Annotated in this window: 18 protein-coding genes; 8 read left to right on the top strand and 10 right to left on the bottom strand. The window is 40.1% G+C overall.

The genetic code is table 11. The features are described 5' to 3' along the window. Nucleotides 1–103: 103 nt before the first annotated feature. On the top strand, nt 104–2,272 hold the full coding sequence (gene uvrD, locus AAC000_RS05620; protein ID WP_339720828.1) for a DNA helicase II: 2,169 nt from the start codon (nt 104–106) through the stop codon (nt 2,270–2,272). Between the two features lie 63 nt (nt 2,273–2,335). Continuing rightward, a complete protein-coding gene (locus AAC000_RS05615) occupies nt 2,336–3,610 on the top strand; it encodes a diguanylate cyclase (protein WP_339720827.1) in 1,275 nt (424 codons plus the stop codon). Between the two features lie 17 nt (nt 3,611–3,627). Here AAC000_RS05615 and rarD read toward each other — a convergent pair whose 3' ends face one another. Next, nucleotides 3,628–4,527 carry an EamA family transporter RarD gene (gene rarD, locus AAC000_RS05610; RefSeq protein ID WP_339720825.1) on the bottom strand — a complete coding sequence of 300 codons (900 nt, stop codon included), beginning with the start codon at nt 4,525–4,527 and terminating at the stop codon, nt 3,628–3,630. Between the two features lie 99 nt (nt 4,528–4,626). Here rarD and chrA point away from each other — a divergent pair, with 99 nt between their 5' ends. Next, a complete protein-coding gene (chrA, locus tag AAC000_RS05605) occupies nt 4,627–5,775 on the top strand; it encodes a chromate efflux transporter (RefSeq protein WP_339720824.1) in 1,149 nt (382 codons plus the stop codon). Between the two features lie 26 nt (nt 5,776–5,801). Here the strand turns inward: chrA and AAC000_RS05600 are convergent, their stop codons facing one another. After that, nucleotides 5,802–6,725, bottom strand: coding sequence for a diguanylate cyclase (locus AAC000_RS05600; protein WP_339720823.1), 924 nt, complete (start codon nt 6,723–6,725; stop codon nt 5,802–5,804). A gap of 416 nt (nt 6,726–7,141) precedes the next feature. Here AAC000_RS05600 and recQ point away from each other — a divergent pair, with 416 nt between their 5' ends. Continuing rightward, complete coding sequence (gene recQ / locus AAC000_RS05595) at nt 7,142–8,962, top strand: DNA helicase RecQ (protein WP_339720822.1); 1,821 nt, start codon at nt 7,142–7,144, stop codon at nt 8,960–8,962. Nucleotides 8,963–9,057: 95 nt separating this feature from the next. Further along, a complete protein-coding gene (dnaB, locus tag AAC000_RS05590; RefSeq protein ID WP_339720820.1) occupies nt 9,058–10,455 on the top strand; it encodes a replicative DNA helicase in 1,398 nt (465 codons plus the stop codon). 86 nt (nt 10,456–10,541) lie between these two features. Here dnaB and AAC000_RS05585 read toward each other — a convergent pair whose 3' ends face one another. The 4 genes from AAC000_RS05585 to AAC000_RS05570 all read right to left on the bottom strand — a co-directional run bounded on the left by AAC000_RS05585 (nt 10,542) and on the right by AAC000_RS05570 (nt 13,374). Next, a complete protein-coding gene (locus AAC000_RS05585; RefSeq protein ID WP_339720819.1) occupies nt 10,542–11,888 on the bottom strand; it encodes an OmpA family protein in 1,347 nt (448 codons plus the stop codon). A gap of 106 nt (nt 11,889–11,994) precedes the next feature. Beyond that, on the bottom strand, nt 11,995–12,414 hold the full coding sequence (locus AAC000_RS05580) for a secondary thiamine-phosphate synthase enzyme YjbQ (RefSeq protein ID WP_339720818.1): 420 nt from the start codon (nt 12,412–12,414) through the stop codon (nt 11,995–11,997). 15 nt (nt 12,415–12,429) lie between these two features. Then, nucleotides 12,430–12,894 (bottom strand): chemotaxis protein CheX, encoded by a 465-nt coding sequence (locus AAC000_RS05575; RefSeq protein ID WP_339720817.1) that lies wholly within the window; start codon nt 12,892–12,894, stop codon nt 12,430–12,432. Nucleotides 12,895–12,924: 30 nt separating this feature from the next. Beyond that, entirely contained in the window at nt 12,925–13,374 is a 450-nt protein-coding gene (locus AAC000_RS05570) for a transcriptional repressor (RefSeq protein ID WP_339720815.1), read from the bottom strand. Nucleotides 13,375–13,567: 193 nt separating this feature from the next. On the opposite strand from AAC000_RS05570, the gene nudC reads away from it, so the two are divergent. Next, the gene (gene nudC, locus AAC000_RS05565; RefSeq protein ID WP_339720814.1) at nt 13,568–14,410 is read left to right on the top strand and encodes an NAD(+) diphosphatase; all 843 of its coding nucleotides are present in this window, start codon (nt 13,568–13,570) and stop codon (nt 14,408–14,410) included. 251 nt (nt 14,411–14,661) lie between these two features. After that, on the top strand, nt 14,662–15,726 hold the full coding sequence (hemE, locus tag AAC000_RS05560; protein ID WP_339720812.1) for a uroporphyrinogen decarboxylase: 1,065 nt from the start codon (nt 14,662–14,664) through the stop codon (nt 15,724–15,726). On the opposite strand, the gene AAC000_RS05555 is transcribed toward hemE, so the two are convergent. The 4 genes from AAC000_RS05555 to mpl all read right to left on the bottom strand — a co-directional run bounded on the left by AAC000_RS05555 (nt 15,720) and on the right by mpl (nt 20,261). Beyond that, nucleotides 15,720–15,878 (bottom strand): hypothetical protein, encoded by a 159-nt coding sequence (locus AAC000_RS05555; protein WP_339720811.1) that lies wholly within the window; start codon nt 15,876–15,878, stop codon nt 15,720–15,722. The genes hemE and AAC000_RS05555 overlap by 7 nt on opposite strands. Before the next feature lie 312 nt (nt 15,879–16,190). Next, complete coding sequence (locus tag AAC000_RS05550) at nt 16,191–18,098, bottom strand: alkaline phosphatase family protein (protein ID WP_339720810.1); 1,908 nt, start codon at nt 18,096–18,098, stop codon at nt 16,191–16,193. Between the two features lie 17 nt (nt 18,099–18,115). After that, on the bottom strand, nt 18,116–18,892 hold the full coding sequence (locus tag AAC000_RS05545) for a S1/P1 nuclease (protein WP_339720809.1): 777 nt from the start codon (nt 18,890–18,892) through the stop codon (nt 18,116–18,118). Nucleotides 18,893–18,911: 19 nt separating this feature from the next. Beyond that, the gene (gene mpl / locus AAC000_RS05540) at nt 18,912–20,261 is read right to left on the bottom strand and encodes a UDP-N-acetylmuramate:L-alanyl-gamma-D-glutamyl-meso-diaminopimelate ligase (RefSeq protein WP_339720807.1); all 1,350 of its coding nucleotides are present in this window, start codon (nt 20,259–20,261) and stop codon (nt 18,912–18,914) included. Between the two features lie 259 nt (nt 20,262–20,520). Between mpl and AAC000_RS05535 the strand changes: the two genes are divergently transcribed. Continuing rightward, nucleotides 20,521–21,489, top strand: coding sequence for a class 1 fructose-bisphosphatase (locus tag AAC000_RS05535; RefSeq protein WP_339720806.1), 969 nt, complete (start codon nt 20,521–20,523; stop codon nt 21,487–21,489). Nucleotides 21,490–21,538 lie beyond the last annotated feature (49 nt).

Below are 21,538 nucleotides of genomic sequence, written 5' to 3'. Positions count from 1 at the left end.
TAAATTAAGCAATTACACTCTTATATAGGGATGACTTTAGTGTATTTAAATACAGTGTTGCTGATATACTGGAAAAATATTTTTCTAATGTATTCTTTGTGTAATGGATGTATCTCGACTTCTTGACCAGTTAAACGACAAACAACGCGATGCGGTGGCCGCTCCTGCATCTGACATGCTTATATTAGCTGGCGCAGGCAGCGGTAAAACCCGAGTTTTAGTGCATCGTATTGCGTGGTTAATGGAGGTTGAGGGTATTGCTCCCTATGGTATTTTAGCAGTGACCTTTACCAATAAAGCCGCTAAAGAAATGCGTGGCCGTATTGAACAACTGCAGGGCAGCGCACTCAATAACATGTGGATTGGTACCTTTCATGGTATCGCTCATCGTTTGTTACGCACTCATCATGCAGAAGCCAATCTACCAGAAAACTTCACCATTTTAGATTCAGACGATCAATACCGATTAATTAGACGTGTACTTAAAAGCCTAAATCTTGACGAAAAACATTGGGCTCCCAAACATGTGCAATGGTATATCAATGGCAATAAAGACGAAGGGTTACGTCCACAACACATCGAAACACACGGTGATGCAACACAACAAAAAATGCGTGAAATTTATCAAACCTATCAACAAACATGTGATCGTGCCGGATTAGTTGATTTTGCAGAGTTATTACTCAGGGCTCATGAACTATGGCTAAATAACCCAGCAGTGCTGCAACACTATCAAAAACGTTTTAGAGCCATTTTGGTAGACGAGTTTCAAGATACAAATAATATTCAATATGCTTGGTTACGTATACTTGCCGCCCCAAGCAACAATATGATTATTGTTGGCGATGATGACCAGTCTATTTATGGTTGGCGTGGTGCAAATGTTGAAAATATTCAACATTTCTTGAGAGATTTTAAAGGTGCAAAAACCATAAGGCTCGAGCAAAATTACCGTTCTACTGGCAATATATTAAAAGCAGCAAATGCCGTGATTGATAATAACCAAGGTAGATTAGGTAAAAAACTGTGGACCGAAGATAGCCAAGGTGAGCTGATTTCTTTGTACGCTGGCTTTAACGAATTAGATGAAGCCCGTTTTAATATTTCGCGCATAAAAGAATGGCGAGACAATGGCAATGCCTTATCAGATTGTGCGATTTTATACCGCAATAACGCACAATCACGAGTATTAGAAGAGGCATTATTACAAGAGTCTATCGCATATCGCATATACGGTGGCTTACGTTTTTTTGAACGCCAGGAAATTCGCGATGCCTTAGGTTATCTACGTATAATTAATCAGACCATAGATGACGCAGCCTTTGAACGCATTGTGAACACCCCAACACGGGGACTAGGTGATAAAACCCTATCACAAATTCGCGAGCTAGCACGTGATGCAGAATTATCCATGTGGGATGCTAGCATACAAATACTTGCAGAAAATCGCCTCACGGGTCGTGCTGCGAATGCGCTTACTGCATTTACAAAATTAATCACACAACTAGCCCAGGACATAAAGGCGCTTCCCTTAGAACAACAAGCCGATCACGTGATCAAACACTCTGGCTTATTTGCCATGTACAAAGCGGAAAAAGGCGAAAAAGCCCAAGCCAGAATTGAAAACCTGGAAGAATTAGTCACTGCATGTAAACAATTTGTAGTGCCAGAAGAAGCGGATAATATGACCCCTATGTCTGCATTTTTAGCCCATGCTTCACTTGAAGCCGGAGATAACCAAGCCGATAGTCATCAAGACGCCGTACAAATGATGACCATTCACACTGCCAAAGGTCTAGAATTTCCACTGGTATTTATGGCTGGTGTAGAAGAAGGCATGTTCCCGAGTCAGATGAGCAACGAGGAACCCGGCAAAATAGAAGAAGAACGCCGCCTTTGTTATGTAGGCATGACGCGCGCCATGCAAAAGTTATATATCACTTATGCTGAAAATAGAAGAGTCTATGGCCAGGATAAATATCATACCCCTTCGCGTTTTATCAAAGAGATACCCAGCGACTGTATTGAAGAAGTGCGATTACGCACTACCATAAGCCGACCAGTTCAAAATCGCTTTACTCCAGTTACCGGGCATACCGCATTCGAGTCAACAGGTTTCCAATTAGGTGAGCGAGTATCACATCCAAAATTTGCTGAAGGCACAGTGTTGAATTATGAAGGCAGTGGCGAACATGCAAGAGTACAAATAAATTTTGATGAATTTGGCAGTAAATGGTTAGTGATGTCATTTGCGAAATTAACTAAAGTCTAATTTTTCGAGAGCTTGGTATAAATTAATCTGCTAAATTAAATGTTTAGCTATAGAACTCACTCTATGCAACGTAAAGTATTAATAGTCGAAGACAGCAAAACCAGTATGGATCTGATGCGTAGACTTATTACCAAAGCTAAGTTGCGTCCGATTTGTACCTCTAGTTTAGTAGAAGCTAAGCATGTTTTTTCTAGCTCTGCCCCAGAGGAATACCTTTGTGCCGTAGTAGACTTTGCTTTACCAGACGCCCCCAATGGTGAAGCCATCGACTTTGCGATTGAATCGTTTTTACCCACTATAGTGGTTACCGCTACACTCGATGAATCTACAAGAACTAAGATTCTCAATAAGAATGTGGTGGATTATATTCCCAAAGAAAATGCCCAAGTGTATGACTATCTAACACGTTTGTTGAATCGGCTAGATAAAAATAAAAAAATAGGGGTGTTAGTAGTTGATGGTTCTAGAGTTAGCAGGCAAGCAATGACTGCTTTACTTAGAAGACATAATTTTATCACTTTTGAAGCGGCTGACGCCAAACAAGCTATGGCGTTTTTACACCGTAATTCGAATATTAAACTCGCAATAATAGATGACAATATATCGGGCATTCAGTTGATTTCCGATCTTCGAAAGCTTTATTCCAAAGAAGATCTTGGCATCATTGGTATCTCCTCAGATACAACAAGTGGCCTGTCTGCGAGGTTTATTAAAAGTGGCGCCACTGATTATTTACATACCCCTTTTTGCCATGAAGAATTTTTCTGTCGTATTATGCAAAATGTAGAACGTCTGGAAAATATTGAGACAATTAGACGTGTTGCCAATTTAGACTACTTGACAGGTCTGCCTAACAGACGGCATTTTTTTACAAGAGTCGCTGCTAATCTAAAAATCACGCCCAAATACCAAAGTTTAGCTATTATAGATATCGATCATTTCAAGCAAGTGAATGACACTTTTGGCCATGATTGTGGTGATTACACCTTAAAAGAACTTGCTAAGTTAGTTGCAGATTTTTTTACAGATTACACTGCTGCAAGATTTGGAGGGGAAGAATTTTGTGTCTTCTTTTCCAATGTCACACCGGAAAAAGTGCAAGATATAATGGAAAAATTCCGTAAGGCAATAGAGAGTAAAACCCTCAGATTTGAAAAACAAAATTTGTCATGCACAGTTAGCGTAGGCGTAACCCACAAAAGCAAAGGTGGCATCAATGCTATGCTACGTTTAGCGGACGAACACCTGTATAGCGCAAAAAATGGCGGAAGAAATCAGGTGGTAGGGGACGACCCCGTCGATGGCGACCCCGTCGAAGGCGACCCCGTCGATAACTAACCCAAGGTTAAGAACGCTTATTCACAATTCACTACTCTAGACTTCCTATAAATTCTTGCCGAATCATAGACATAAATCAGTAGTCCAGTCCAAACGAATACAAAAGTCACCACTCGAGCAAGATCCAGAGGTTCGTGATAATACAACACCGCCAGCAAAAACATTAGGCTTGGGCCCACGTATTGGAAAAAGCCTAGAGTGGTAAAACGAATACGTTTAGCTGCTGCAGTAAAACATAACAAAGGCGCGGTAGTCACTATACCCGCAAGTATTAGCTTGATATTCAGGTCTAGAGTATTGGCGAACATATTGCCACTTAAGGGTTCTATAATGACCCAATACAACAATGCAAAGGGCAACATAATGCTGCTTTCAATCATTAATCCTGGCATTGATTCTACATTGGCTTTTTTACGCAATAACCCATATATACTGAAGGTTATAGCTAACGCAAAGGCAACCCAGGGGATTTGTCCGTGACTAAAAATTAAAAACATTACCCCCGTTAACGCCACTAAAACCGCTAAAAACTGCAAACGTGTTAATGTCTCTTGGAAGAAAAATCGAGCAAGAAAAACGTTAAAAAGAGGATTAATAAAGTAGCCTAAACTGGCTTCTAACAAATAATTATTGTTTACCGCCCAGATAAAGGTCAACCAGTTCAGTGCCAACAACATGCCACTTATAGATAAGATTATCATTACTTTTGGATCGCGGATGGCCATTAGAACTTGGCTAAATTTATTTAGAACAAGTAACAACACCCCCAGTACAAGGGTGGACCAAATAATTCTGTGCATCACAATCTCTAAAGCTGGCACACTGGTCAACAGCTTAAAGTACATGGGTGCTATCCCCCACATTGTATAAGCGGCTAAAGCAAAAATAACACCTGCCTTTACTGATTTATCGTTCAACTATTTGACCTAACTTCAACTGAGTTTAATATGGCGGTGCAGTGTGATTGAAGCAATCTGCAAATGCAAACTAATACCTAATTGGGATAGGGTACAAACATGAAAAAAATATGGGATGTATTTTGGCGATTTTTACTATTAGGTTGTATCAGTTTTGGGGGACCGGCGGCACACATTGGGTACTTTCAGCGTACCTTTGTTCAAAAACTCGCTTGGCTTTCGAATGATGCTTACGCCAAACTAATTTCAATAAGTCATATTTTGCCGGGACCTGCCTCAAGCCAAATTGGATTTGCAATAGGCCTTCAAAAGGCCGGATTGGCAGGGGGAATTGCCGCTTTTGTTGGCTTCACCTTACCTTCATTTATCTTAATGTACTGGTTAGCAGTTTCTGTAAACTTAGATAACCCAGCAAATTGGTTAGTATCAGTGAGTAGCGGCTTAAAATTATTAGCCGTAGTTGTTGTGCTAGACGCTGTCATAACTATGTTTAGAAGTTTTTGTAAAAGCCTTTTGTCTTTTTTAATAATGTTACTGAGTATTTTTCTGCTAATCCTATATCAGTCTTTTTACTCACAAATGTTGGTGTTACTTATTGCTTTGCTCATTGGTATCTTCAGCACTAACACGACAGCTATCCCGTTTAGTGTAGGTCAGGGTCTAAAAAAGATATCTTGGCTGCCAGTGCTACTATTTATCGGCCTATTTTTAATGAGTTTAGGGTTGAGTCAAGATGATTCACTTATAGGTCTATTTGCGACTTTTTATAAAAACGGTAGCTTAGTATTTGGTGGTGGTCATGTAGTGTTGCCTCTATTGCAAACTAGTGTTGGCAATACTCTGACTGAGCAACCATTCCTTTTTGGTTATGCCGCTGCTCAAGGTATGCCCGGACCAATGTTCACTATGGCGACCTTTATGGGTGCGCAATGGTTAACTTCAACACCACTCATTGGTGCCATTTTTGCCACATTAGCGATCTTTTTACCTGGTTTTTTATTGATTTTAACCATTAACAAAAGCTGGCAATCCCTAGTCAAACACCCCAAATTTATCAGTGCATCTGCAAGTATCAATGCCGCAGTTGTTGGTTTTTTGGCATTGGCACTTTATGACCCTGTTTTTATTCATGCCGTTCACAGTTATTTTGACTTGGGGATAGTCATGATCGGTTATTTAATCCTAAAAATATTTAGACCACCTATTTTATTGTTGATAGGTGTTTTTATCGGCCTTAAATTTTATTGAAAAAGTATTGTTATCAACTGTTAAATTTAGGCAGAGGCAGAATATTGATTACGGCCGGCTTGTTTTGCTTTAAACAAATTTATATCAGCCTTATCGATTAAATCAATAGGATTAGAGGCGGCATTTTTTTTGTGAGTGGGACTAAAGGCCGAGATACCAATACTTATAGTAACTATAGGGTAGGAGGCCTCTTGAGCAGATTGAATATTGCGATTTTTCACAGTTTCGATTAATTCTTGTGCCACCTGCTTCGCCCCTTTCAAATCTGTAAAGGGTAGTAATAGTACAAATTCTTCACCGCCATATCTGGCGGCTAGGTCTCGCTCTCTTCTTTTACTAGAGGCAATAATAGAGGCAATTATTTTTAAACATGTGTCCCCTTCTAAATGACCAAATTCATCATTAAACAGCTTAAAGTGATCGATATCGATCATCAGTGCGGCGATAGAATGGCTCCCCCGAACAGCCGCATACCATTCCTTATTTAACATAGTGTCTAATTGCATTCTGTTGGCTAAACCTGTTAGCCCATCAGTACATGAGACTTGGGCAAGTTTTTTCTGTTGGGCTACCATTGTCATCTGGTTAGTTACACGAGAAACTAAAATACTTGAGCGTATTTTTTTGTGTATATAGTCTACAGCCCCCATCTGTAAACATTCATCCTCTTCATCGAGGGTTGGCGTTTCGGCCAAAAACATAACTGGAATATGTGCAGTCAATTGACTGTTTTTAACAAAGGTACACAACTCTTGACCAGAGATGATAGGGGTATTCACTACACTTAAAACCAAATCAATATCTTTAAGCATAATACTTTGTAATGCGACTTTGCCATCTTGAGCTATTTCTATATTAAAGGATTTAGCAAAAAGCGAGGTGAGTGTGGATACGCTGACAACATCATCGTCAATAATGAGTAATGTAAGGTGGTGCCGAAAAGCGGTCATAACATCCCTGAATAATACTGCAATTAGCTGCTGACTGAATATTGTTTAGGTTAATTTACCTTAATAAAAAGCTGAAAGCTGTCTAAATCTTACACATTAATAAAAGCATTTTATTACTGAGATTGCGAGTAAAAAAGGTATTAATTTTGCGACAATATTATTAAATACAATATATTCCTGTCCTCATCGCGATATTAACTGTGATTTTGAGCCAGATAACCCCTTCAACAGATGACATTATGTATGTGAAAACATTTAATCACCAATAAGCACCATTGTTTAGGCTGAAGTGAATCCATTAGTGCAGTATTATTATACTAGGTATACAATTTGACTAATTTAATCCCTGTTAGCAAGTGAACCTATAGACAAAAACAAGTAAACTTGGGCTTTATTTATTCCTTTTTGAGCTTCAGTTGTCAGATCTCCCAGTACAATCTTCGCCTGCAATCACCGATGCGCAACATATACTAAAACACACCTTCGGCTATGATCATTTTCGAGATGGCCAAGCGCAAGTTATTGATCAAGTTTTGCAACAAAAAGATGTATTGGTACTTATGCCTACTGGCGGCGGTAAGTCTTTGTGTTATCAAATTCCTGCTATGCTGCTACCCGGCCTGACCATAGTAGTGTCCCCCTTGATATCCTTGATGAAAGACCAAGTCGATGCTCTTTTAACCTATGGTGTTAGTGCCGCTTACATAAATTCAAACTTGTCTCCACAAGAAATGTTTGAAGTGTATAAAGGTATGCAAGATGGCAAATATACTCTCATTTACGTGGCGCCTGAACGGCTTATGCAGTTGGAGTTTATTCAGCGGCTACAAGGGTTGACCATTAGCCTTATTGCAGTAGATGAAGCTCACTGTGTGTCCCATTGGGGCCACGACTTTAGAAAGGACTACAGACTACTTGGACAATTAAAGGCTAGGTTTCCATATATTCCTATTATGGGGCTGACTGCTACTGCTGATCTCGCGACCCGTGCAGATATCACCCAACAACTTAATCTACAGCAACCTTTTATTTTCAAAGGCAGTTTTGATCGTCCTAATATTCGCTATAACCAAGTCACGAAATATAAGGCCACAGACCAAGCAATAGCTTTTGTAAAGCAACAAGAGGGAAGCGGTATTATTTATTGTAATAGCCGCAAAAAAGTGGATGACCTGAGCATGGCTCTGGCCAAAAACGGCATAAATTGTGCGGGTTACCATGCGGGTCTTGAAGGTGAGATCCGCGACAAAATACAGCGTGATTTTATACAAGATAAAGTTGACATCATAGTAGCAACAGTGGCATTTGGCATGGGCATAGACAAATCCAACGTGCGTTTTGTTATACATTTTGATCTGCCCCGTAGCATTGAGTCCTATTACCAAGAAATAGGTCGAGCGGGCAGAGATGGCATGCCTGCCGAGGCGTTATTATTATTCGATGAAAAAGACGCAGCCCGAATTCGCCAGTGGATTTCAACGGGTGAAAATCTACAAAGAAATAACGTAGAACTGCAAAAGTTTGCAGCCATGGAAGCCTTTGGTGAGGCGCAAACCTGTCGGCGCCAAATATTACTCAATTATTTTGCGGAATACTCTGCAGGACACTGTGGCAACTGCGATATTTGTCTCGACCCACCTAAAGCTTTTGATGGTACAGTAGAGGCACAGAAAGTATTGTCTTGTGTGTTTAGACTAAAACAATCTGTTGCCAGTCAGTATTTGATTGATGTACTCAGGGGCAAACAGCTCAAACGCATTCTAGAACACAATCATGATAAATTAAGCACTTTCGCTATTGGCAAAGATAAATCTGACGCTTATTGGCATAATATTATCAATCAATTGATCCACCGAGGATTTCTTCGGGTGGATATCACTCAAAATGCAGTATTAAAACTCACTGAAGAAGCTAGGCCGATATTACAACAAACACAGGAACTTCAGCTTGCAGTACCAAGGCTAAGTCTCGATTTAGGTAAAAAGTCACAATTTGCGGCACCAGAATATGACCGGGCGCTGTTCGCCAAACTCAAACATCTACGTAAAGTCATTGCAGAACAGGATGATGTGCCACCTTTTGTGGTATTCAGCGACGCTACCTTAGCTGATATGGCTGATAAATTTCCTGAATCAGAGTTCGATTTCTTAGATATACATGGTGTGGGTCAAACGAAACTCGAACGATATGGCGAACGTTTTATTGCTGCTATTACTAAGCATCTTTCTAGAAGCTAATAACCTGCGTATATCATCAAGATTGTCCTCAAAAGGTTTACTTTTTAGGGTGATTTAGCGCATACTAATCGACCGTATTTGAGCTGATAAAATCGATGCCTGTAAAAGCTTTTCCAGAAAAAAACGCGGATGCTAAAGTCGAAAAACTGAAGATCCCGCCCCACTCCATTGAAGCTGAGCAATCGGTATTGGGTAGTATGCTAATATCCCCTGACTCATGGGATAAAGTCGCTGAGCTTGTGGTAGAAGAAGACTTTTACAACCGTTCACATCAAATCATTTTTCGCGCCATTATTCGTCTCTTAACAAAGAGTCATCCAATTGATTTAATTACTGTTTCTGAAGATCTAGAAGGATTGGATGAGTTAGAAGCCGCCGGTGGTTTTGCTTATTTAGGTGAACTAGCTAAGAACACTCCGAGCTCGGCTAATGTGTCAGCTTATGCACAAATAATTAAAGAACGTGCCGTAGTTCGAGAATTAATCGGTGTTGCCCATGAAATTGCTGATACAGGTTATAATCCTGAAGGTCGTAATAGCGGCGAAATTCTCGACATGGCCGAAAGTAGAGTATTCGAGATTGCCGAAAAACGAACCGGCAAAGACGAAGGCCCCAAAAATGTCGAAGCTGTTTTAACCAAAACCATCGACCGACTTGAAGTCTTAGTTAAAAGCAATAAAGAAGTCACCGGAGTATCGACTGGTTATACCGACCTTGATAAAAAAACCAGTGGTCTGCAACCTTCAGACTTAATTATTGTTGCTGCTAGACCCTCTATGGGTAAAACCACCTTCGCCATGAACTTGTGCGAAAATGCGATGCTGCTTGAAACAAAACCAGTATTAGTTTTCAGCTTAGAAATGCCCTCAGAACAAATTATGATGAGGATGTTGGCATCTCTTAGCCGAGTTGATCAAACTAAAATTCGTACTGCTCAGCTAGACGATGAAGATTGGGCAAGAATGTCTAATACCATGGCTATGCTAAAAGACAAAGACAATCTATTTATTGACGACTCTTCAGGTTTGACTCCCATGGATGTGCGCACCAGAGCGCGGAAATTAGCCCGTGAAAAGGGCGGTATCAGCTTGATCATGATCGATTATTTACAATTAATGCAGGTACCAGGGTTAAGCGATAATCGAACCTTAGAAATTGCTGAAATTTCACGTTCTCTAAAATCATTGGCAAAAGAATTAGAAGTCCCAGTCGTTGCCTTATCACAGTTAAACCGAAGTCTTGAGCAACGTAGTGATAAAAGGCCCATTAACTCAGATTTACGTGAATCAGGTTCGATCGAGCAAGATGCCGATTTAATTATGTTTATTTATCGAGATGAAGTATATAACGAGCAAAGCACCGACCAAGGTGTGGCTGAAATTATCATAGGTAAACAGCGTAATGGCCCCATAGGAACATCGCGATTAACCTTCCAGGGACAGTTTTCTCGCTTCGATAATTATTCTGGGCCAGATATTCAAGATCAGTACTAATTATTGATAGCTTTTAGTCTATTCCTCCCCGTTTAAAAGCAAAAAAAAGAGATGCAATTGCATCTCTTTTTTTAAACAGCGAGCCGTTATCTTTTAACGTTAACTCTAGTACTTGCAGACACTTTTACTACAATACGACGGTTTGCTTCATGTGCTTTAGCCGTATTTGAAGTATCTAACAACTGAGTTTCACCAAAACCTATAGCGATTAAACGTTCAGACTTAATACCATACTTTTGGATTAACAGAGTTCTAACCGCATTTGCACGCTTTTGAGATAACATAAGATTGTAATCATCAGAACCCGGCGCTGAAGCATGACCTTCAATCACTGCATCTGTAGCAGGGTAACGATCCATGAAATCTGCAACTTCTTGGAACTGAGAATCACCGGCGTTACCAATAACTGAACTATTATTAGCGAACAATACTTTTACATTGATAGACACTTCTTCTTCAGTGAATACGCTACAACCTTTAGCGTCGACTTTATCTGTCAGAGGGGTATCAGCACAATTATCAACATCATCTAACACGCCGTCTTGGTCTGTATCTAATATTAAACTACAACCTTTAGCGCCAACCTGTGTACCAGGTGCAGTATTTGGGCACATATCGATATTATTTGGAATACCATCGTCATCAAGATCGTTTTTACAGCCATAACTGTCTACTACTGTTCCAGCTGGTGTATCAGGACAGTTGTCTAAACGGTTAATCACCCCGTCGCCATCTAGATCCAAAATACAACCCATACTGTCTACTGCTGTACCTGCAGGCGTGTCTGGACATTGGTCCTGACTATCAACAACACCATCATTGTCACCATCTTTAGGCATTGAAGGCGTTGTTGCGCCACCAAAAGCGTAAGCTAAACCCAATTTAATCCCAACATGAGTATTATCATTATCACTAGTTGCGCTATTACCACTGGCTATCGTTCTGTAGGCTGCCAATTCAGTAATAATTTTTAAACGATTACCTAAATCCCAATCTTTAGTGGCATCCCAATACTGTCCGATATCCCAATTATTACCTAAACTCCAATGTTTACCTATACCAAAGTTAACCATTGCATCGTTATCAGAAATTTCTACCTTTTTTAATCCACCAAAAAAATAAACATCATTTTTAGGCAAAAAGTATAAGAGGTCGACGCCAATTCGCGTGCCATACTCATCTAAAAAATTATTAGATACATCCATATTGATGTAAGAAGCTTCTAGCCTAACTGCCCACTCAGGAGTGAATTTAAATCCAAATTCTGCGCCCACTCCATAACCATTATCGAGGAAATCGGGACTTTCATTTTCGGCTGTATAATATTCGACAAAACCAGCAACCCATTTATCATTTTCTTTTGGCTGCTCTTGTGCATTTACATTTGCACTTAAAGCTGCAGTTATCGCACTTAAAACTAATAGTTTTTTCATCTTAACTTGTCCCTTATTGTTCATTTCAAATTTAATTGGCACACTATTTACAGGATCATATATAGATGTATACCTTTATCGCAACTACTTTATTGTAATTAGACTGTCATTCACCACAAATAGTCGCAATTAAGCGACGATTTGCGGCTCGTATTCGATGTTCTCCTAATATTATGCCTTGCCATAAGCCTAAGCCAAGCGCTCCGTCTACAATGGGAATAGTCAAACTATTACCTAATAAACTGGCTTTAATGTGAGCCGGCATATCATCTGCGCCTTCATAGTTATGCACGTAGTACGCCATATTGTCGGGCACCATTTTATTGATATGCATTTCTAAATCTTGGCGCACAGTAGGATCGGCATTTTCATTAATGGTTATACTAGCACTGGTATGTTGAATAAATAAGTGTAGCAACCCCACTTTTACTTTTTCCAAACCTTCAAGCTGACTGATCACTTCGTCAGTGATTAAGTGGTATCCTCGACTCTTGGGAGATAAAATTATAGCTTGTTGTATCCACATATATTTACTGGCGTACTATTTGTTAAAACACATTTCTAAGTATAACTTTCCAGACTCATGTGAAAACGGCATTACCATCTTTTTCCCATCCACTTGATGTTTAATCGTATGATTGATTCCTGAAACCACTACAGGTGTCGCCATTCCAAAATCATAACCTTTTTGTCCTAGTTCATTTTTAGCCCCACCACAAATCATATTAGTGATTTCGCCCACCATATCCTGTACGTCTGAATCGATACTATCGGGCTTTTCTCCTAACATTTTCTGCATTATTTCTAATACTAATCCCTCATCAAAAGAAATTGACATTGAACCTTGAATATTATCACCTACCATTCCAATCAGCCCGGAAACCTCTCCCCTTGCTTGATTGTCACTTTTCTTTTTGGGTTTACCTGGTACTAACTGTATTTGAGCCATGGTATTCATTACATTCAGTAACGCGGCAATAAAAGGGTTAATAAACTCGGCATTCATTGGATTAATTTTTCCTTCTTAAAGGTATGCTCATTGGCAAGCAGCACAAGTACCATGAGCTTCAATTGTTTGGTTCACTACACTAAAGCCAACTGACTGGGCTTGTTTATCTAAGGTATCTTTTAATCCAACAGATTGAATTTCTGTTACATCACCACAAGTATCACAAATCAAAAATTGCACAGGATGGTTACAATCGAAATGGTGGCAGGCAACAAAGGAATTAGTGGATTCTATTTTATGTATTAAACCGAACTCCATTAGAAAATCTAGAGTTCTATATACTGTGGCGGGTTTTGCACTAGATTCAGTGAGTTTTAATGCATCCAGTAATTCATAGGCACCTACTGCCCCTTGTTGTTCAAGCAATAACGCATAAACCTTTTCTCTCAACAGCGTAAATCTTGCACCTTTGCTTTCACAAAATTGCCTCGCTTTATACACTTGAGTCACAGTAGGATGCTGGCCAGTATTAATCACATTTATTCCTTCAAAACAAACCGTTAGATAATAACACTAATTTTTGTAGGTTGCGTATTATAAACATTGATAGTTTGTTAACAGCATCCAATTTGAGCAAATAATAAAGCTAGAATACAATTATCGGTGTATATTCCAGTGTCGTGTTTTACTGTGTTAACTTATAAAAAAATATGACATTTCTGGTAGCTCTATGATCGAACAAAATATAAAAGTGACGGCTGATACAAAAGCTATTTGGTTGATTTTTAGCGGTGAAAAAATTTTTCAATTCACTGAAAATTCGGGATTAATGATAGACACTTGGGAAACACTCAGTTTTGCCCATGCATACCAAGATCAAATAGTTAAAATAGGTAGTCACGACGATTTACCTTGTTTTTTAATCGATATGGGTAACGAACATATCGAACACGATGAACTTTCCCTCATCAGTATGCGCGCTTTACTTATGCAAAACCAGACGAGTTTTTTTGGTGTGGCCTCGCGCGCATGGCAGATTGCATTATTTTTGCGTACGCATCGATTCTGTGGCCAATGTGGCAGCACTATGCAACAAATTGATTGGGAAATGGCAATGCAGTGTTCACGCTGTCAACATCGCTGTTACCCAAGGATTTCTCCTTGTATTATTGTATCCATACGGCATAACAACAAAATATTGCTAGCCCAAGGAAAACCTCAACGTTCTCGGCAAATGTTCTCTACGCTAGCGGGCTTTGTAGAAAGTGGCGAAAGGCTTGAACAAGCGGTACATAGAGAGGTATTTGAAGAAGTGGGAATAAAAATTAAAAACCTCCGCTACTTTTCGAGCCAACCATGGCCTTTCCCTCACTCATTAATGATGGGTTTTTTAGCTGACTTTGATTCAGGTGAAATACAAGTAGATGGTAAAGAAATACTCGAAGCCCATTGGTTTGACCCAGACGAGTTACCCAATACCCCCCCTAAATTATCGATTGCTGGACAACTAATTCAGCATACCTTGGAAGAAATAAAACAGCAGAAAAATATTACGATCCCGCCTCATTCTTAATACAAATTCAGAACATAAAAAACCCCACATAAGTGGGGTTTAAATATTTTAGCGTCTTGGTCTCGTCAACGAGATTCTTGTTTTTGGTTGCTTGCGCATCAGTGTTATAGCAGACAAAACTCTTGGTATGCAAGTTTTTACGAAAAATAGTCCAGTTTATCCTTTTTTCAGCGAATAAAATCGCTACAATACAGCCAATTAAAGCCTATCAGCCTAATTTTGGGCAAATTACTCCCAGTTTGAGGAAATTAATGCAGCCATTGCAAAACGACCGATATTTACGAGCATTGCTACGCCAACCAGTCGACATTACACCAGTATGGATGATGCGCCAAGCTGGTCGATATTTGCCTGAGTATAAAGCCACTAGAGCAGAGGCAGGCGATTTTATGTCGCTATGCAAAAATGCCGAATTAGCTTGCGAAGTAACACTTCAGCCGTTACGCAGATTTGACCTCGACGCCGCCATCTTATTTTCTGATATTTTAACTATCCCAGATGCGATGGGATTGGGGTTATATTTTGAAACTGGAGAAGGCCCTAAATTTTCACGTCCTTTGACTTGTATGGCTGATATTCAAAAATTACCCGTATTGGACCCTGAAGTTGAACTGGGTTACGTTATGAATGCCGTTCGTACTATTCGTAAGAATTTAAATGGCACTGTGCCTTTAATCGGTTTTTCTGGCAGCCCTTGGACCCTAGCGACTTATATGATTGAAGGCGGCTCTAGTAAAGCCTTTACCAAAATCAAAAAGATGGCTTTTAGCGATCCACAAGCTCTACATCTATTACTCGATAAGTTAGCCGACTCAGTTATTTTGTACCTAAACGCACAAATTGCTGCCGGTGCTCAATCTGTAATGGTATTTGATACTTGGGGAGGCGTATTATCAGGACGTGATTATCAGGAGTTTTCATTACAGTACATGCATAAAATTGTTAATGGACTGACGCGAGAAAACGACGGCCGTAAAGTGCCAGTTACCTTATTTACCAAAAATGCTGGTTTGTGGTTGGAGTCTATTGCAGCTACAGGTTGTGATGCAGTTGGCTTAGACTGGACAGTGGATATGGCTGACGCAAAAGCACGTATTGGCGATAAAGTTGCACTGCAAGGTAACATGGATCCTTCTATGTTATATGCGCCTGCCGCCCGTATTGAACAAGAAGTGCAGTTGATTTTGGACGGATTTGGTAAAGGCAACGGCCATGTTTTTAACCTTGGCCATGGTATTCACTTAGATGTGCCACCAGAGAATGCCAAAATATTTATTGATGCGGTGCACAAATTAAGTAAACCTTTTCATCAATAAGTAAAGGAACCACACAACACCTTTGAAAGCCGATCTCTGGTTTTCTTCAATAATGAAATGGTCGCTATGCTTCCGGCCATTTCACTTATGTCTTCGCCTTCAAACTCTGCACATGCATATCCAGAAAATCCCGCGTCTGTGAGTATTTTCATGCACCGGGGATAATCAATGGTCAACTCTTGTCCATTGGGTTTAAATCCATAAGTTTTGGCACTGACACCTCGAGTATAGGGTGCCAGATCCTCTAATCCCTGAAAGTGTCATCACGTCTTTGTGATGATTGATTCTAGGCACCGATGAAAAGATCACTGGCTTAAGGCGATTTCAAACAATTTTCTAGTTTTTTGAGGAGCGGCATACAACTGGGGGATAACGGAAATGGCCGCCAGAGACGACGCTGCTTTTACACGATTTCTGCGATTCATCAACTACCCTATTATTTGGGATAACTATAAGCAACAAGCCTAATCTTGCTTAGTAAATGTTACTACCTCACCTGAAGCGCAGAGCTGCTGCGCTTCAACTTTACTGCAAGCTCGATCGATTTTAAGTAAACCAATACCTGCACCGTTTGAAAGTGTCGTTAATTTGTGGTCATTAGGTCTGCGGTGTCTAACTAGCATATTGCGCCTTTGGGTGAACCAATTAAGTGGCGAATATTTACTGTATAAAATGCGGTTAAGTTTATCGAACCACTTTAACAATTTATCGGGAAATTCATTTTTGATCCCGCTACTGGTTATCTGAGTGATGTTGGGGCTGTTATTTCTGAATCTCAAAGTAATGTCATACACAAAAGAATAATGCACATCTCCCGACAGAATTACAAAATTAGGAGGCGTTTTGCGATTGCGAAAAATATTGAGCATCACACTGGCAGTACCTTTATGGGCCATCCAGTTTTCAGCATCAACAGTTAAGGCTTTTCCAAAAAAGGTAAAAATACGCTGTATAGTTTCGATCAGCTTCACACCAAAAATTGGTGCTGCGGACACCATGATCACAGATTCTTGACCAATTAACTCCTGCTGTAATTCACATAATGCTTCCCAATCCATTAAACCTGAGGGTTTACTTAAACTAGATTCGGAACGCCAGCGTTGGGTACGTGTATCTAAAACCACCAGCTTAGGTAAAGTGTTTAAGCAATAGTGCCATTGTTCCCATTCAAGTATTTTCTGTACAAGAATGTCATGTTGTTGAATGCCACTTGCAGTGAAAAATTCACGACAGGATTCAAACAAAGGTTGTAACTTTGCGGGGTCATTACCCCAGCCCTGACATAACCAATACCCCAGTAATGCGTTGCCTACTATGCGTTTGGCAAACAAGTTACCGTATACAGCTTCCTCCCAGCCACGGGTTAAGTTCCAATCATCGGTAACGTCATGGTCATCAAAAATCATATACACCCGCACATGGGCTAAGGCGCGTCTGACTTTATCTAATCCAGCAACGAAGTTTTCAACAATGACTTGTTCTTCAGCAAATTTCTGTTTAAAAGATTCAGGGATCGCCTCATTACTGATATTCGCCAATTGCCACATTTCAGGTGACCAAGTCAGAATATACATAGCCATCACTTCAGCGAACGAAATTAAGTGATTGCTTGCATTGACCGATGTAAAAATTGGTTTTCTCTTAGCTGCAAAAAACTGGGTATAGGTATTAGCCGTGCTGGGGTCATCAGGCAATAATTCAGGACGTTGATAATAACAATGTGGGTGTTCAAATAGCGCTTGGCTATTATCAATAGTTGCCCCTTCAAGTTCTTCATGAAAAAGCCCTAATCGTTCTATTGTTTGCCCAATAACAACTAATGTAGGCCCTGCAACATCATCGGTATAAACCTGATCACCAGACATCATTAATAAGTCTGGCAATTCGTTTTGCCCTGATAACCCTAACTCAATTTGTTGATCTACAATCACTAACCCATCGTCACTATCATGATGAGGTTTACGACAAGAGCCATGTAACATTTTCCCAATTTGGGTGCGGATTACAAAGCTGGGAAAAGCCTGACCTGAATAAAGCAAAGACGGCAGCAACTCGCATAGAGAACTTTTATTCCCATTTTGATCTTGCAAGCTGATGTCGTAACTTACTCGACTGCCACATTCAATATCTGCTGTGGGTTCAAGTGTAATCAGATTCACAAAAGCGTGAGTGCCAACTTGCACTTGGCTCAATTGTTTATGATCTAATTGAGCATCAAACCAAGTTATTTGCCCTTGCTGACTAAATAACTTAACTGAGAAATCATAAGCTTGGTCTGTTATTAACCAAAAACAAACTTGCTTGGCATTAGCTCGCCGAACGATAGGGCCTGCGAGTATTTTTGGCAAAGATGCAGGTGTATTTTTAAACAAAGTATTAAAGCGCGTATTTATTCAAATATGGCATTTAGATAGGCCGCGATTCTTACACCAGCCATTTGTAAACGCTGTTTAACAATAGGTAGATTTTGATATTGATAATCCCATGATAATTTATCAGTTTCTGGATATAACGTCGCCCGTACCTTAGCACTTTCAGCTATCCATACCTTGGGATCCAGTTCCCCCCATTCTTTGGCTTGTTGTTCTGATATTTTACGACTTAATATTTGTGTCCATTCTGTATAAGACAACTGTTGCCTATCAATCAAACCTGAATCCCAGACCCGATGTAAATTAGAGTCTTCCCAAAAGAATGTTAATTTTACATCGTTTCCGCCTCTATCGATGCCATTACCTGCGTGAAATGGTTGATGTAAATCACCAATAATATGCACGATAAACCTGATGGCGAGCTGCTTTTCAGCTAGGCTAGATTTTTTGCTTTTTAGTTGTTTAGTAAACATTTCCAAAGCAGTCACCGCATTACCTTCTGGTGGCGGGGCGACATCTGCATAAGCCTTGCCATCAAACACATTCACATAGTGCCAAGGGCTAGCGGTTTTTTTCCAAAATTCACTAGGATCAGAACGCATTTCATCTGCATAAGTCGAAGCCTCGGCTAAATCTTCATTGAATAATAATTGGCTAATGGCAAGTTGCGTTTTCGGCGTTAGATACTGCTCGGCAATCGCCCCAGTGACCCTATGACCCACCTGCCCCCAGCTTAATGCTTGAAAACTCATCGCAGCTGCTACAGTACCTATTATTAGTGTTCTAAATTTCATGCTATTGCTCTTCTATTACTTATATTTTTGCTAATTCTTCAATCAACAAATCATGGATACCACCAAAACTGCCGTTACTCATAACCAGAATATGATCTCCGGGTTTCGCATAAGAAACGATAGATTTGACCAATAATTGCATGTCTTTATATAACATCGCGGTTACGTCACTCTGTGCCAGTAAATCATCCATCGACCAACTTAAATTGGCAGGTTCAAAAATAAATACCTGGTTAGCCTGTGACCATGAAGCAGCCAGTGTATCCTTGTGAACTCCCATTTTCATAGTGTTAGAACGAGGCTCTAACACTGCCAAAATACGGCCATCGCCAACCTTAGCTCTTAAGCCATCAATAGTGAACGCAATGGCTGTAGGGTGATGTGCAAAATCGTCATATAGGGTTATACCATTCACTTTGGCTTTGATTTCCATGCGACGTTTTACGTTCACAAACTGCCCAAGTGCGGCAACGGCTAATTCACTTTTAACACCACTGTGTTTTGCAGCTGCGATGGCCATCAATGCATTGTTAACATTATGCTCACCCATTAAATCCCAATGCACTTTGCCTTGAGATTGCCCTTTAAACAACACTTCAAACTCACTGCCCTCAGGGTTACTGTTTTGTACCTGCCAATCACCACCAGTAAACTGCACTGGTGTCCAACACCCCATATCTAGTACTTTGAGTAAATTGTTGTCTGATTTGGGTAAAAGCACTAAACCGTTATTAGGTACCATACGTAATAAATGGTTAAATTGTTTTTGGATGTCACTTAAATCAGAAAAAATATCTGCATGATCAAATTCAAGGTTATTCATCACTAATGTACGAGGGCGGTAGTGAACAAACTTAGAACGTTTATCAAAAAAAGCACTGTCATACTCATCTGCTTCAATGACAAAAAATGGGCTTTCACCCAAACGCGCAGACACATCAAAATTTTGTGGAATACCACCGATCAAAAACCCAGGTTTTAAGCCCGCATACTCTAAAATCCATGCCACCATACTAGCAGTACTGGTTTTACCGTGGGTTCCTGACACAGCTATTACCCAGCGATCTTTTAGTACGTTTTCTAGCAACCATTGCGGGCCACTGGTGTAAGGCAGGTTTCGTTCCAATACATATTCAACCGCCTCATTTCCACGGGATAGCGCATTGCCTATCACCACTATATCTGGTTCATTTTTAAATTGTTTTGTATCGTAACCTTCAAATAACTCAATACCTAAAGACTCTAATTGTGTGCTCATAGGTGGGTATACATTGCTGTCAGAGCCGGTGACTTTATGTCCTAGCTCCTTAGCAATAGCGGCAATGCCCCCCATAAAAGTGCCACAGATACCTAAAATATGTAGATGCATAGATTGCCATTTAAAATGTCTAAGGACGATAGACTACCAGAACAAATAACCCTAACCCAATCAACAATGTAAAAAATTACGTCGTTTCTATGACTCTATTTCGAAGCCCAGTGGGGATTGGTTATAAAGAATACGTTTAGGTTACTGAGTTTCTAAGTTTTTGGAGGTATAATTGTTTCAGCAGTGTTTACAATAATAAAAATCTTGCTGCCCTTGTATACAAATTCAAGACCCTACAACTAAAAGGTATTTATACATAATGAAAAGACTTAACTCGCAACTTCAAGAAGATGGCGCACCTATGGAGCTAATCCTGCTATTGAGAACATTATTAGCAGGCTGTAAAGAAATCGCATTTAGGGTCAGTCAAGGATCTCTAGCCGGAGTATTAGGTTCAACATTAAGTGACAATGTTCAAGGAGAAAGACAAAAGAAGTTAGACGTCATTTCTAACCAAATTCTAAAAGACATTCTGAGTGAATCAGGTTATGTCAAAGCCATTTCTTCAGAGGAAGAAGACAACGTTGTACCTTGTAATCCGGAAGGCAAATATTTAGTCAGTTTTGATCCACTAGACGGTTCATCTAACACCGACATCAATAGCTTAATTGGCACCATATTTTCAATTACACACGCACCACAATGGATGGATGCAGATGATCCTTCAGCATTCTTACAGCCCGGCACACAAAGTGTTGCTGCAGGTTATGTGTTATATGGCCCATCTGCGATGCTCGCCTTAACAACTGGTCGTGGTACACACCTTTACACCCTAGATAAAACTCACGGCGGTTTCTTATTAACCACGCCCAATGTCAAAGTGCCTGAGCAAACGTCTGAGTTCTCAATCAATGCCTCCAATCAACGCCATTGGGAAGCGCCTATTCAAGCCTATGTAAGTGATTTATTAGCAGGCACAGAAGGTCCCCGAGAAAAGGACTTCAACATGCGTTGGGTAGCGGCAATGGTAGGTGATATCCACAGAGTATTATGTCGTGGTGGAATTTTTATGTACCCCTACGACAAACGCGACCCTGAGAAAGCCGGTAAATTACGCTTATTATATGAAGCCAATCCTATGGCTTTCCTAGTAGAACAAGCTGGAGGATTAGCCGAAACGGGCACAGGTCGTATTATGGAAGTAATGCCAACTGAAATCCATCAACGTGTACCGGTTTTAATTGGCTCGAAAGAAGAAATAGAAACCTGTCTAAGCTACAACAAATAACATAATATTAAGTTGTAAATAAACGAATTAAAAAAGCCTCAGATGAGGC

The organism is uncultured Paraglaciecola sp. (genome assembly GCF_963977085.1).
Lineage (GTDB): Bacteria > Pseudomonadota > Gammaproteobacteria > Enterobacterales > Alteromonadaceae > Paraglaciecola.
Note: the sequence above shows the minus strand (reverse complement) of the source record. Positions and strands in the feature narration are given on the sequence as shown.